The sequence below is a fragment of the Bradyrhizobium iriomotense genome (assembly GCF_018129405.1).
Taxonomy (GTDB): Bacteria; Pseudomonadota; Alphaproteobacteria; order Rhizobiales; family Xanthobacteraceae; genus Bradyrhizobium; species Bradyrhizobium iriomotense_B.
The window spans coordinates 1-13,101 of sequence record NZ_JAFCLP010000006.1 but is presented as its reverse complement, the minus strand read 5'-3'; the positions used below and the strand labels follow the sequence as shown (position 1 = coordinate 13,101).

Sequence of the window (13,101 nt, the reverse complement as noted above, 5' to 3'; positions counted from 1 at the left end):
GGAAACGCCTTATCCATCTAAGGCATGTATCGATGTTCGACCTCAACCAGCTCCGCTGTTTCGTCACGGTGGCGGAGGAACTGCATTTCGGCCGCGCCGCCGCGCGGCTCAACATGACCCAGCCGCCGCTGTCCCGGCAGATCCAGGTGCTCGAGCACATCATCGACGCCCCGCTCCTGGAGCGCACCAGCCGCTCGGTGCGCCTGACGCCGGCGGGGCGCAGTTTCCTGCCGGAGGCGCGGCGCATCCTCAAGCTTGCCGAAAGCGCTTCGCAGATCGCCCGCCGCATCGCGCTCGGCAAGACCGGCTCGCTGAAGATCGGTTTCACCGCGGCCGCCGCGTACGGCTTCCTGCCCGAGCTCGTCGCCGCCTGCCGCGCCAGGCTGCCCGAGGTGGACTTCTCGCTGAAGGAGATGGTGTCGGGCGACCAGTTCGAGGCGCTGACCTCGGGCCAGATCGACGCCGGCCTGCTCCGGCCCCCGATCGCGCGGCCCGAGCTGACCAGCCGCCGCGTCGTCGCCGAGCCCTTGCTCGCCGCGATCCCGAAAAAGCATCCGCTGGCCAATGCCGACAGCATCACCATCAAGGATTTCGACGACCAGCCCTTCGTGATGTATTCGCCCTATGAGAGCCGCTACTTCCACGATCTGCTGGTGGCGCTGTTCACCCGCGCCGACGTGCTGCCGCGGTACGTGCAGCATCTCAGCCAGATCCACTCCATCCTTGCCATGGTCCGCGCCGGCCTCGGCCTTGCCATCGTGCCGGCGGCGGCCGCGAGCCTGAAGATCTCCGACGTGCGGCTGCGCCCGCTGAAGCTGCGCAGCCGCGTCCCCGTCGAGCTGTTCATGGTCTGGCGCCGCGAGGACGAGAACCCGTTGCTGTCGGCGCTGGTCAAAATCGCCGGTGAATTGTCCTCCGCGGAGACGATGGAAGATTGATGCTGAATCCGCATTGGTCGATATAGGCTTTGGCTTGGACGCGCATCGAACGGTCTCCTAAACCACGGCGCATGGACGCGCAGCCTTCTGCTTGCGTCCTCCACAACACGCAATAAGGGAGCCGCGCCCATGAGCAAGATGACCCCGCAGGAAATGGCCCAGAAGATCGGATCGGGCCTCCTGTCCTTCCCCGTCACGCCCTTCAAGGCGGACTACTCCTTCGACGAGGCGACCTACCGCGCCAACATGGACTGGCTCTGCGGCTACGATGTCGCAGGTCTGTTCGCCGCCGGCGGCACCGGCGAGTTCTTCTCGCTGACCCCGACCGAGGTTCCGCAGGTGGTCAAGGTCGCCGTCGACGAGACCAAGGGCCGCGTGCCCGTGCTCGCCGGCACCGGCTACGGCACCGCGATCGCCCGCGAGATCGCGATCGGTGCGGAAAAGGCCGGCGCCGACGGCCTCTTGCTGCTGCCGCCCTACCTCACCCATTCCGAGCAGGAGGGCCTTGCCGCCCATGTCGAGGCGGTCTGCGCCTCCGTGAAGATCGGCGTCATCGTCTACAACCGCGACAACGCCATCCTCCAGCCCGACACGCTCGCGCGCCTTGCCGAGCGCTGCCCGAACCTCGTCGGCTACAAGGACGGCATCGGCGACATCGAGCTGATGACCCGCGTCTACACCAAGCTCGGCGATCGCCTGACCTATGTCGGCGGCCTGCCGACCGCGGAGACCTTCGCGTTGCCCTATCTCGACATGGGCGTGACGACCTATTCCTCGGCCGTATTCAACTTCGTGCCGGAGTTCGCCACCAACTTCTACGCTGCCGTGCGCAAGCGCGACCATGCGGCGATCCACGCCGGCCTGAAGGATTTCATCCTGCCGCTGATCGCGATCCGCAACCGCAAGAAAGGTTATGCAGTCTCGATCATCAAGGCTGGCATGAAGGTGATTGGCCGCGATTCCGGCCCGGTCCGCCCGCCGCTGACCGACCTCACCGAGCAGGAGATCGCAGAGCTGACCGCGCTGGTGAAGAAGCTGCCCGCCGCACGATCGTCACAACAGGCTGCAGAATAGCAGCCGACAACAGGGAGGAGCGTGCGATGGCCCGGACTGAGATTTCTGGCGCACCGGTCGTCACGGCGATGCAGGTGATCCCGGTTGCGGGCCGGGACAGCATGCTCCTCAACCTCAGCGGCGCGCATGCGCCGTTCTTCACCCGCAACATCGTCATCCTTACCGACAATGCCGGCCACACCGGTGTCGGCGAGGTGCCGGGCGGGCAGAAGATCTGGCAGACCCTCCATGACGCGCGCGATCTCGTGATCGGCAAGACCATCGGCGCGATGAACAACATCCTCGCCGATATCAGGACCGCCTTTGCCGACCGCGACGCCGGGGGCCGTGGCAAGCAGACCTTTGACCTGCGGGTGATGATCCACGCGGTTACCGCAATCGAATCCGCCCTCCTCGACCTGCTCGGCCAGCATCTCAACCTGCCTGTCGCCGCCCTGCTCGGCGAAGGCCAGCAGCGCAAGAGCGTCGAGACGCTCGGCTATCTCTTCTTCGTCGGCGACCGGCGCAAGAGCAAGCTCGACTACGTCACCGGCGAGACCGGCAAGCCCGACTGGTTCAACCTCCGCCATCAGGAGGCGATGACGCCCGAGACCGTGGTGCGGCTCGCGGAGGCCACCCACGACCATTACGGCTTCGCCGACTTCAAGCTGAAGGGCGGCGTGCTCCGCGGCGAGCAGGAGATCGAGGCCGTCACCGCGATCGCAAAGCGCTTCCCGAACGCGCGCGTCACGCTCGATCCCAACGGTGCCTGGTCGCTCGACGAGGCGATCAGCCTCTGCAAGGACATGCACGGCATCCTCGCCTATGCCGAGGATCCCTGCGGCGCCGAGGCCGGCTTCTCCGGCCGCGAGATCATGGCCGAGTTCCGCCGCGCCACGGGGCTGCCGACCGCCACCAACATGATCGCCACCGACTGGCGGCAGCTCTCCCATGCGCTGCGCCTCGGGGCGGTGGACATCCCGCTCGCCGATCCCCATTTCTGGACCATGCAAGGCTCGGTGCGCGTGGCCCAGACCTGCCGTGACAACGGCCTGACCTGGGGCTCGCACTCCAACAACCATTTCGACATCTCGCTGGCCATGTTCACCCATGTCGGCGCCGCCGCCCCCGGCAAGGTCACCGCGATCGACACCCACTGGATCTGGCAGGATGGCCAGGCGCTGACGAAAGAGCCGCTCCAGATCAAGGGCGGCAAGATTGCCGTGCCTGACAGGCCGGGCCTCGGCATCGAGATCGACCGCGCCGCCATCGAGGCCGCGCATGAGCTCTACAAGAAGCATGGACTTGGTGCCCGGGATGACGCTATGGCCATGCAGGACCTGATCCCCGGCTGGACGTTTGACGACAAGCGTCCCTGCCTCGTGCGTTAAAAACATTCCCTCGGAGGAAAAAAGATGACAGCGATCCTGAAGAACTTCATCGGCGGCGAATGGGTCGACGGCTCCGGCGTCACGAAGAACATCAACCCCTCCAACACCAACGATCTCGTCGGCGAATACGCCAAGGCCGACAAGGCGCAGACCGAGAAGGCGATCGCCGCCGCCAAGGCCGCCTTCCCCGCCTGGGCGCGCTCGACGCCGCAGGAGCGCTATGACGCGCTGAACAAGATTTCGCTCGAAATCCTCTCCCGCAAGGAAGAGCTCGGCCGCCTGCTCGCCCGCGAGGAAGGCAAGACGCTGCCCGAAGGCATCGGCGAGGTTGCTCGCGCCGGCCAGATCTTTGCGTTCTTCGCCGGTGAAGCGCTGCGCCTGATCGGCGAGAAGGGTGCTTCGGTGCGTCCTGGCCTCGACGTCGAGCTCACCCGTGAGCCGGTCGGCGTCATCGGCATGATCACGCCCTGGAACTTCCCGATCGCGATCCCCGCCTGGAAGATCGCGCCCGCGCTCTGCTACGGCAACACGGTCGTGTTCAAGCCGGCCGAGCTGGTGCCCGGCTCGGGCCACGCGCTCGCCGAAATCATCACCCGCTCCGGCATCCCCGCCGGCGTGTTCAACCTCGTGGTCGGCTCCGGCTCGGTGGTTGGCCAGACCCTGCTCGATCACCCTGACGTCGCCGCGATCTCCTTCACCGGCTCGGTGCAGACCGGGCGCAAGATCGCGCAGGCCTGCGTGCTCTCGAACCCGATGAAGAAGTTCCAGCTCGAGATGGGCGGCAAGAATCCGCTGGTCGTGCTCGACGACGCCGACCTCAAGACCGCCGTCGAGGTCGCCGTCAACGGCGCCTATTTCTCCACCGGCCAGCGCTGCACCGCCTCCTCGCGCCTGATCGTCACCGAAGGCATCCACGACCGCTTCGTCGCGGCGATGGCCGAGCGCCTGAAGGGCCTGTCGGTCGACGACGCGCTCAAGGCCGGCGTGCATATCGGCCCGGTGGTCGACCAGAGCCAGCTCGACCAGGACCTGCGCTACATCAAGATCGGCCAGGACGAGGGCGCCGAGCTCGCCTTCGGCGGCGAGTTGCTCAAGCGCGAGAACCCCGGCCACTATCTCCAGCCGGCGCTGTTCACCGAGGCCAACAACAACATGCGCATCGCGCGTGAGGAAATCTTCGGCCCGGTCGCCGCCGTCATCCGCGCCAAGAACTACGAGGAGGCGCTGGCGATCTCCAACGACACCGAGTTCGGCCTCGCCTCCGGCATCTGCACCACCAGCCTGAAATACGCCTCGCACTACAAACGCAACAGCGAGTCCGGCATGGTGATGGTCAATTTGCCGACCGCTGGCGTCGACTATCACGTGCCGTTCGGCGGCCGGAAGGGATCGAGCTACGGCGCCCGCGAGCAGGGCTCCTATGCGCGTGAGTTCTACACCACGGTGAAGACGGCTTATACCTATCCGGGCTGATAGGCTGACATCGTAGGGTGGGCAAAGCGAAGCGTGCCCACCGCTTACGTTCGGTATGAAGCATGGTGGGCACGGCGCGTTGCGCCTTTGCCCACCCTACGACTTCTGAGGCAATGCATATGGACCAGGACGTCGCAGCGAAAGAGCAGCCCCGCTACATCAAGCTCAACGAGCGCGACAATGTCGCGATCGTGGTCAATGATTTCGGGCTTCCCGCCGGCTCCCGCTTTGCCAGCGGGTTGACGCTGCGCGCCTTCGTGCCGCAGGGGCACAAGACGGCGTTGGTCGACATCGCGGAAGGCGCACCGATCATCCGCTATGGCGAGATCATCGGCTACGCGCTCTCGCCGATCCTGGCCGGCGAATGGGTCGACGAGGCGCGCATCCGCATGCCGGAGGCCCCCGCCCTCGACAAGCTGGAAATCTCCACCGCCGTCCCCGCGCCGCTGCCGCCGCTCGAAGGTTTCACCTTCGAAGGCTACCGCAATCCCGACGGCTCGGTCGGCACCAAGAACATCCTCGGCATCTCCTCCTCCGTGCAATGCGTCAAGGGCACGATGGAATATGCGGTCAAGCGCATCCGCGCCGAGCTGCTGCCGAAATACCCCAACGTCGACGATGTCGTGCCGCTGACCCACGCCTACGGCTGCGGCGTGGCCATCACCGCGCCCGACGCAGTGGTGCCGATCCGCACCCTGCAGAACCTCGCGCTCAACCCGAATTTTGGCGGCGAGATCCTGGTTGTCGGCCTCGGCTGCGAGAAGCTGGCGCCCGAGCGTCTCGTGCCGGAGGGCGTCAGCGATGCCATCGTGCGCATGCAGGATGAGGCCTTCGACGGCTTTGGCGCGATCGTCGATGCGATCATGACCCAGGCCGAGGCGCGCCTGAAGGTGCTCAACACCCGCAAGCGCGAGACCTGCCCGGCCTCCGACCTCGTCATCGGCCTGCAATGCGGCGGCAGCGACGCCTTCTCCGGCGTCACCGCGAACCCCGCCGTCGGCTTCGCCGCCGACCTCCTGGTCCGCGCCGGCGCCACCGTGATGTTCTCCGAAGTCACCGAAGTGCGCGATGCCATCCAGCTCCTGACGCGGCGCGCCATCAACGAGGATGTCGGCCGCGCGCTGGTGCGCGAGATGGCCTGGTACGACTCTTATCTCGCCCGCGGCGGCGCCGACCGCAGCGCCAACACCACACCCGGCAACAAGAAGGGCGGCCTCGCCAACATCGTCGAGAAGTCGCTCGGCTCAATCGTCAAGTCCGGATCATCCGCCATCACCGGCGTGCTCTCGCCCGGGGAGAAGGCGACCCAGAAGGGCATGCTGTTCGCGGCCACCCCCGCCTCCGACTTCATCTGCGGCACGCTCCAGCTCGCCTCCGGCATGACTTTGCAGGTGTTCACCACCGGCCGCGGCACACCTTACGGCCTCGCCGCTGCCCCCGTGATCAAGGTCGCGACCCGCAGCGAGCTCGCGCGGCGCTGGAAGGACCTGATCGATTTCGATTCAGGCAGCATCGCCACCGGCGAGAAGACCATCGAGGAATGCGGCTGGGACCTGTTCCGCCTGATCCTCGACGTCGCCTCCGGCCGGACCAAGCCGTGGTCGGACCGCTGGGGCATCCACAACGACCTCACGCTGTTCAATCCGGCGCCGGTGACCTGAAGCCGGCCAGCCGGCTTCACTGCCCGTCGATCAGGTGCATGTCGCCCAGCGTGACCGGCAGGCTGCGTGTGATGAGGTCCGCGATCGCCGCGCGTAGCCGTTCACTGGAAGCCGGACCTTCGAACGTCTCGTCGATCTGCCCGCTGGGACCGGCAAGCCGCATCGTCCCGGTATTGTCGAGCGGCGCTGCCGCCCGCTTCTCGATGACGTCGAACGACTTGCCCTCGATCACACGCACCTCGTAGAGCGCGTGGATCAGCCCGTAGTCCGCAAGTAGCGTCCGGTATTGGGCGAGCCCGACACCCTCGACATTGCGGCCGTTTCCGAGTTTCGATTTCGCCCGTGTGATGACGATGTAGGCGTCCAGTCCCTGCGGGGCGACATCGGTGCGAACCAATTCCTTGAAGGGATCGCTGCGCAGCAGATTGACGGGCGCAACCGCCGAATCCCTGATCGCCGCGAACGCCGCGCGCCTGTAAGTCACCGGCTGCACGCGAAAGCGCCCGCTCAAGAGCTTCGTCGCCTGCTGGACGATCAACTCGTCCAGCCCCCATGCGCTGATCGAGGTGCTTTGCGCGGTGTTGCCGAGCCCGGTCAGGCCGGCGCGCGTCAGGCTCATCTCCTCGCCGATGGCCGAGACGATGCCGACGGTCTTGATCGCCTGGAGTTTCGTCGCACGCGTCTCGAACGCCGCGGCCGCGCCGAGGACGACGGAAGCAATTGCGCAGGCGAGACCCAGAATGACTCTGCGGCGCATGACGACTATCGAATCCTGAAGTCGAACGAATAGGACGCACCGAGGCCAACCGTGGTCTGGTTCGACGATCCCCGCAGCTTCACCAGCGGGCTGTCCGCGGCATCGCCCAGCAGCTTCTCGTATTCGACATAGGCATGGACCTCCCACTGCGGATTGATGCGGTAGGAGATCTGGCTGCCGAAGCCGACCGAGTGCGCGCCGCCCCTGGCATTGTACATCGGCAACCCCGACGCCAGCGCCTGCGCGGCATCGACGCCGAAATACGGCGCGGTGGCCTTGGTGCTCTTCCAGGTGAAGCGCGGGCCGGCCGAGATCGTCAGCCTCTGGATCAGCGGCACGATGACGTCGGCCGAGACGTCGGCCACTGTGCCGGTGTGGCCATCGAAGCCCTGACGCAACTCGCTGCGCAGGCGCAGCCAATCCACCGGATAATATTCGACGAAGCCGCCGAGCTCGTAGGCCGCCTTGACGTCGCCGAGGCCGGTCAGCTCGGCATATTTGCTGCTCTTGCGCGAGGAGACGTATTTGAACGCAGGGCCCGCGCGAAAATTGCCGACGTCGAGCAGCGCGATGCTGGCGCTGTCGCGCGGACCGCGAAACTGGTCGATCGATCCGGCGCGACGGATGGTGAAGATCGGGATCGGAAGAAACTTGCCGTTCTTCGATCCCACGAAGTCAGGCGTGTACTCGCCGCCGATGCCCACCATGACGGTCCAGTTGCCGGACGGCGACGGCAGCATCGGCAGCTCGAAGGGCGGGGCCGGCAGCGTGAACGCGGTCTGCGCCGATGCGGATTGTGCGGTCGCCATGATCGCACCGAGTGCGGCAAGGCAGGCGGTCGTCCACCGCGCATTCACCGTGAGGCGGAGAGCGGCTTCGTCGATATGCTTCATTTCAGGGCCCCGGACCGGCCTTGCTGGCCGAGTCGACTGGTGTGGTTAGGAGCCCAGCATGTGGTCCGGCAAAATTGCCCCAAGATTGCAACGGCCAAGCGCCCCTGCGACATTCCGCGCCAGAACGCGCCATCGGATCAACATTGCCCGAACATTGCCCGGGGCGCGTTCGCGCCCATAACTTTTGACCGCGCGTGCCACTCAGCCTGTTCGCTCCTGCCTTTTATTCGCCAAGCTCGCTGCCTTAAACGGAACTCGCGCACTACCGAACCGCCGGACTTCGGCCAGGAAGCGTCAAGGTTGGGGCCCGATGGCCCCAGGAGAGTCAGGGACGACCCGCGTGCGCTCGCTCGTGATCGAAGACGAACCGCAGATCGGCGCCTATGTCAGCCGCCTGCTTGGGCAATTGCATGGCGTCGTCGATCTCGTCGGCTCGATTGCCGACGCCCGTCAGGCGCTTGACAATTTCAAGTATGATCTCGCGATCGTCGACAGGATGCTGCCCGACGGCGATGCGCTCGAGGTGGTCACCGCGCTGAGCCAGTCGCCGGATCGCCCCGCGATCATCATGCTGACGTCCAAGGACGCCAAGGAGGATGTCGTCGACGGCCTCAATGGCGGCGCCGACGACTATCTCGGCAAGCCGTTCGAGCCGCAGGAGTTGATTGCGCGGGTGCGCGCCGTGCTGCGGCGGCCGCGCCTGCTCGCGCCTTCGGTGCTGTCGCTCGGCAATGTCGAGCTGCATCTCGGCAGCAACGAAGTCGTGGTCGCCGACAGGAAGATCCTGCTGCGGCGGCGCGAGGCACTGATCCTCGGAGCGCTCCTGATGCGGCGCGACCGCGTCATCACCCGCGCCGCCCTGATCGAGGAGATCTACGGTTTCGACGACGAGATCGAATCCAACACGCTCGAAGCACAGGTCTCGCGCCTGAGGAAGAAGCTGGCCGCATTCGGCGGCGACGTCGAGATCCGCAGCATGCGCGGCATCGGGTACATCCTGCGGCTGGCGACGCCGCGATGACGTCGATTGCCCGGACCTTTGCGCTGTCGCTGGGCATCGCCGCGACGACGATTTTCCTGATCATGCTTGGCCTCTTCATCTGGCGCTATCCGATGGAGGAGCGCGAGTTCAGGGCTTGCCGGGTCGTGGTTGCCGTTCTCGACCGCGCCACCGATATCGAAGCACAGAAGCTGACGGTGCGCCCGACCCCCGCACTCGAAGAGCTGAAGGCGGACAGCCCGAACCTCTGGTACGTCGTGTCCGCAGGCGACATGATCAGCGAGTACGGCAGCGAACGCCGCCCCGCCCTCCCCTTCGCATTTCCCTATCACGGGCCAATCGGCTCATCGGTCTTCAACACACTCGACCAGAAGAGCACCTTCTGCCTCGCCGTCGTGCAACGGGGTTCGTTACAGCTCGCGATGATGGTCGGCGAGCCTCATGTCCGTTTCGGCCGGATTGCGAGAAACTTTCTCGTCCGCAGTGTTTTCTCGATCATGCTGCTGGCGCTGGCCTTTGCCGCGACCGTTGCCGTCGGCGCGGGGCTGGCCGCGCGTTTCGTCTCACGCGGTATCGAACGGGTCGCGCTTCGTGCGCTCGCGATCGACCCTGCGGCACCGCAAGGTCTGATCTCCCTGTCCGAGGTCCCCCGCGAGCTGAAGCCGCTGGTCGAGGCGCTGAACCGCGCCTTCGGCGAGATCGACGCCTATATCAGGATGCAGCGCCGCTTTCTCGGCAATGCAGCCCATCAGCTCCGCACGCCGCTCACGCTGCTGCGCGCGAAGATCGACGACGTGCCCGATCCGGCCCTGAAGGCCGAGCTGGTGCGCGACGTCCGCCGCCTGACGTCGCTGGTCTCCGCCATGCTTGACCTCGCACGCCTGCAAAATCACGCGATCGAAAAGCGGCCGATCGATCTCGCCGAGATCACGCTGGAGGTGCTGGCCGATTTCGGTCCCTCGGCGCTCGACGCCGGCATCGAGCTTGCGCTGGAGCGCGCCGACGAAGGCCCGTTCCTGGTGCAGGGCGTCGACGCCGCCATCCGCAGCGCGCTCGCCAATCTCGTCGGCAACGCGCTCATCCACGCCCGTGGAGCGCGACGCATCGTCGCCACGCTCGGCCGCGGCAGCATCTCGGTCGAAGATGACGGCGCAGGCCTGCCCGGCGGCGCGGAGCACAAGCTGCTGGAGCCGTTTCAGACCGGCAACAGCGCAGGCAATGGCGCCGGCCTCGGCCTGTCGATCGTCCGCGAGATCATGGCCGCCCATGGCGGTGAGCTCGTCATCGCCTCCGAGCCCGGCCGCGGCACGACGATGCGCCTGTGCTTTCCCGAGGCGGCCACGGCGGCCGGATCGCGGCAGCTCGATCTACAGGAGTACTGAGCGAGGCGCCCCGTGCGAAACCGTCCGGAAACATTGGCACGAAAAATTTCGTCCTCGTTTCATCCTTTCGCACCAAGCAACCAATATGTGCGCCGACGGCGACAGGAATGTTCGCACGCGAGCGAACCTGCCCCGGCATCACCGCGACCAAACCTCCGATTGACATCTTTCACGGAGATTTTCCAATGCGTGTTCTCTCGATGATTGCCATTGCCGGTGCCATGATTGCCAGCTCGGCCGCTGCATTCGCCAGCGAGCTTCCCTCTTACGAAGTGAAGTCGTTTCCGATCTCGTCGACGCAGGTCCAGGTGCTCGGCGGCGCCGGAGTCGAAGAGCAGTCGACCGCGCCCGCGATGACCGTCGCCGGCATGCCCGCTTCCCCCGCGCAGGTCTCGGTGCTGTCGCCGCGCGTCAAGCAGCTTGCGAGCGCGAATTCGCAGAGCGAAGCGCGCTAGATGCGATCTGCATTCCGGGACGCGCGAAGTGCGCGCCCGGAAATCCATCGTCCAGCAATTTCGAGATCCCGAGCATGACGCTATGCGTCGACCCGGGATGACATTTCAAGGATCACGTCATGCTGCCCGGCATGAAGCAGCGCACACGCGGGTGGCCGTCGACATAGTGCTTCCACACCATGGTGCGGCCGATCTTGTTCGGCTCGGTGATCACGGCTCCCTCCGGCACGAGCACCCATTCGCCGTCGAGATGGACGCGGTAGCGTCCCTTGTCGGATTCCCAGTCGACATCGGCGACCACGTAGCCGTCGGCATCGGAGCAGCACTGCCCGAACTCGCTGTGCAGGCTCTCGAACCAGGGTTTGAGCGGCGAGTTGGCGTAGCGCCCGTCGTCACGCGCCAGCGCCGATGTCGCCAGCAGCACGGTCAGGCCGAGCAGCATCGCCGCACACGGTTTTGCAAGTGTCATGTCGTCTTCCCGCGGATCGAAGTCAGCGCCGCGAGGGACAGGCGCCGCCGTCCGCCTTCCGCACATTGGCGGCACGCGGTGAGACGGCGACTCGCTCCCCCAGCAGCTTTGCGACAGCTATGCAAATCCGGCGCCAGCGCGCATTCCGGAGAACTACTGCCGCACACAATTGCCCACGCTTGCGTATGCCTGCATGCGTGACGCCCCGGCGATTTCGTCGCGCATTTTCCAGGCTTTCCTTGTTGCACCTCAGCGTGTACGAACATGGCCGCGAAACTTATCGCATTTGTTTAACCGGCTGTTTCGATTAGAGAATCAGGTGACGGCGTGACTGGCATTGGACCGGCAGCGCTATGAATTCGAGAGAGTTGCTCCCTGGCCAGCAGGACGCGACCGATCTGCCCGCAAACCAGGTGCAGTTTGCGCTGGTGATTTCGCGCATGCTGGAGACGGTGAAGGACGACGCGGACGCGAGGCGGCAGATGGTCTACGACCTTGCCCGCTACAAGCTCCAGGAGCAGTTCACCTACGCCGACGCCAGAAACATCGACCAGATGAAGCGGGCGCTCGAGGTCGCGATCGAAGAGGTCGAGAAGTTCTCGCGCGAACAGGCGCCGCTGGAGCGCCTGCCGTCGCAGCAACTCGCCTCGTCAAGGGAGACCGGCGGCGTTCTGTTGTCCGGCGATGGGACCGTCTTGCCATCTGGAATCGGCAGGCCGCGCGGCCGGCTGCCTGCGATCTCGGGCCCGCTGCTCCCGGTGATCAAGCGCACGGCGGCCATCCTGCTTGCCGCCAGCGCTGTCATCCTGATCGTCTCGCAGCGAGACAATATCGCCGCGCTGCGCCGGCAGATCGCGTCCCAGCCCCCGGAAGTCGCGCAGGTCGCGCCCAAGCCTGAGACGACGGTCACGGTCGCCAGGCCGGAAATGGTGACGCCCGCCGCACCTGCCCCGACGCGCGTGCTTCCAACCGACTACGGCGTCTACGCCCTGATCGACGACAAGTCGCTGGCGGAGTTGAATGCGACCGGCGTGATGGCGCCCGACATACGCGTTGCGATTTCACCCGAGTTCAGGAAGCCCGACAAGCCGCATTTGCCGAATGGTCGCGTCAAGTTCATCGTGTTTCGCCGCGACATCGCGAACGTGGTTCCCGAGCGCGTCGAGGTGCGGGTCGTCGCGAAGATCGCGAGGGAGTTTTCGAGCGAGGCCGCAGGCAGGGCGCTCGGCGGCGGAGACACTGCGGGAGTCATCCGCAACTTTTCCTATCCCTTCCGCGTCGCGCCGATTCCGGGAAAGGCCGAGATGTATGAGATCCACGCCGGAGATTCCGAGCTCGAGCTTCCGCCGGGACATTACGTCCTGAGCCTGGGCACGCAGGCCTATTATTTCCAGGTCGACGGCGAGATCACCGATCCCCGGCAGTGCCTCGAGCGGGTCGTCGCCGGCAGCGGCACCTTCTATGCGCCGTGCAAGAAGGCGCGGACGTATTGACGCTTGAAACGCCGGGATGAGCGACGAACGCGCCAAACACTTAGCTGTCATTGCCCGCGAAGTGTTTAGCCCGGACAGATCACTGACGGGGGTTCGGAGACATAGCTGACACATCAACATTGGCTGGATTGGTCCG

General features: G+C 65.6%; 12 protein-coding genes. 9 read left to right on the top strand and 3 right to left on the bottom strand.

Translation table 11 applies throughout. From position 1 onward, the window contains the following. Positions 1-32: 32 nt before the first annotated feature. The 5 genes from JQ592_RS15145 (at position 33) to garD (ending at position 6,516) form a co-directional block, all read left to right on the top strand. A complete protein-coding gene (locus tag JQ592_RS15145) occupies positions 33-938 on the top strand; it encodes a LysR substrate-binding domain-containing protein (RefSeq protein ID WP_211403642.1) in 906 nt (301 codons plus the stop codon). Between the two features lie 129 nt (positions 939-1,067). Next, positions 1,068-2,012: a 5-dehydro-4-deoxyglucarate dehydratase gene (gene kdgD, locus JQ592_RS15140; RefSeq protein ID WP_211403641.1), complete on the top strand. Its 945-nt coding sequence runs from the start codon at positions 1,068-1,070 to the stop codon at positions 2,010-2,012. A gap of 26 nt (positions 2,013-2,038) precedes the next feature. Beyond that, complete coding sequence (gene gudD, locus JQ592_RS15135; protein WP_211403640.1) at positions 2,039-3,382, top strand: glucarate dehydratase; 1,344 nt, start codon at positions 2,039-2,041, stop codon at positions 3,380-3,382. Between the two features lie 24 nt (positions 3,383-3,406). Next, on the top strand, positions 3,407-4,855 hold the full coding sequence (locus JQ592_RS15130) for an aldehyde dehydrogenase family protein (protein WP_211403639.1): 1,449 nt from the start codon (positions 3,407-3,409) through the stop codon (positions 4,853-4,855). 119 nt (positions 4,856-4,974) lie between these two features. Next, positions 4,975-6,516: a galactarate dehydratase gene (gene garD / locus JQ592_RS15125; protein ID WP_211403638.1), complete on the top strand. Its 1,542-nt coding sequence runs from the start codon at positions 4,975-4,977 to the stop codon at positions 6,514-6,516. 16 nt (positions 6,517-6,532) lie between these two features. Here garD and JQ592_RS15120 read toward each other — a convergent pair whose 3' ends face one another. Both JQ592_RS15120 and JQ592_RS15115 read right to left on the bottom strand, forming a co-directional pair. After that, on the bottom strand, positions 6,533-7,273 hold the full coding sequence (locus JQ592_RS15120; RefSeq protein ID WP_211403637.1) for a hypothetical protein: 741 nt from the start codon (positions 7,271-7,273) through the stop codon (positions 6,533-6,535). 5 nt (positions 7,274-7,278) lie between these two features. Next, positions 7,279-8,166 (bottom strand): MipA/OmpV family protein, encoded by an 888-nt coding sequence (locus tag JQ592_RS15115; protein ID WP_211403636.1) that lies wholly within the window; start codon positions 8,164-8,166, stop codon positions 7,279-7,281. 340 nt (positions 8,167-8,506) lie between these two features. On the opposite strand from JQ592_RS15115, the gene JQ592_RS15110 reads away from it, so the two are divergent. The 3 genes from JQ592_RS15110 (at position 8,507) to JQ592_RS15100 (ending at position 11,003) form a co-directional block, all read left to right on the top strand. Next, on the top strand, positions 8,507-9,187 hold the full coding sequence (locus JQ592_RS15110; RefSeq protein ID WP_211403635.1) for a response regulator transcription factor: 681 nt from the start codon (positions 8,507-8,509) through the stop codon (positions 9,185-9,187). Then, a complete protein-coding gene (locus JQ592_RS15105) occupies positions 9,184-10,548 on the top strand; it encodes a sensor histidine kinase (protein ID WP_211403634.1) in 1,365 nt (454 codons plus the stop codon). Before JQ592_RS15110 ends, JQ592_RS15105 begins: the two co-directional genes overlap by 4 nt. A 185-nt stretch (positions 10,549-10,733) precedes the next feature. After that, complete coding sequence (locus JQ592_RS15100) at positions 10,734-11,003, top strand: hypothetical protein (protein ID WP_211403633.1); 270 nt, start codon at positions 10,734-10,736, stop codon at positions 11,001-11,003. Between the two features lie 112 nt (positions 11,004-11,115). Here the strand turns inward: JQ592_RS15100 and JQ592_RS15095 are convergent, their stop codons facing one another. Further along, complete coding sequence (locus JQ592_RS15095; RefSeq protein ID WP_211403632.1) at positions 11,116-11,472, bottom strand: hypothetical protein; 357 nt, start codon at positions 11,470-11,472, stop codon at positions 11,116-11,118. A gap of 353 nt (positions 11,473-11,825) precedes the next feature. Between JQ592_RS15095 and JQ592_RS15090 the strand changes: the two genes are divergently transcribed. Further along, positions 11,826-12,965, top strand: a complete 1,140-nt coding sequence (locus JQ592_RS15090; RefSeq protein ID WP_211403631.1) for a hypothetical protein — start codon at positions 11,826-11,828, stop codon at positions 12,963-12,965. The last annotated feature ends 136 nt before the right edge of the window (positions 12,966-13,101 follow it).

Coding starts and splice junctions, on each gene's coding strand:
- JQ592_RS15145 (WP_211403642.1), top strand. CDS start 33: ATGTTCGACCTCAACCAGCTCCGCTGTTTCGTCACGGTGGCGGAGGAA.
- kdgD (WP_211403641.1), top strand. CDS start 1,068: ATGAGCAAGATGACCCCGCAGGAAATGGCCCAGAAGATCGGATCGGGC.
- gudD (WP_211403640.1), top strand. CDS start 2,039: ATGGCCCGGACTGAGATTTCTGGCGCACCGGTCGTCACGGCGATGCAG.
- JQ592_RS15130 (WP_211403639.1), top strand. CDS start 3,407: ATGACAGCGATCCTGAAGAACTTCATCGGCGGCGAATGGGTCGACGGC.
- garD (WP_211403638.1), top strand. CDS start 4,975: ATGGACCAGGACGTCGCAGCGAAAGAGCAGCCCCGCTACATCAAGCTC.
- JQ592_RS15120 (WP_211403637.1), bottom strand. CDS start 7,273: ATGCGCCGCAGAGTCATTCTGGGTCTCGCCTGCGCAATTGCTTCCGTC.
- JQ592_RS15115 (WP_211403636.1), bottom strand. CDS start 8,166: ATGAAGCATATCGACGAAGCCGCTCTCCGCCTCACGGTGAATGCGCGG.
- JQ592_RS15105 (WP_211403634.1), top strand. CDS start 9,184: ATGACGTCGATTGCCCGGACCTTTGCGCTGTCGCTGGGCATCGCCGCG.
- JQ592_RS15100 (WP_211403633.1), top strand. CDS start 10,734: ATGCGTGTTCTCTCGATGATTGCCATTGCCGGTGCCATGATTGCCAGC.
- JQ592_RS15095 (WP_211403632.1), bottom strand. CDS start 11,472: ATGACACTTGCAAAACCGTGTGCGGCGATGCTGCTCGGCCTGACCGTG.
- JQ592_RS15090 (WP_211403631.1), top strand. CDS start 11,826: ATGAATTCGAGAGAGTTGCTCCCTGGCCAGCAGGACGCGACCGATCTG.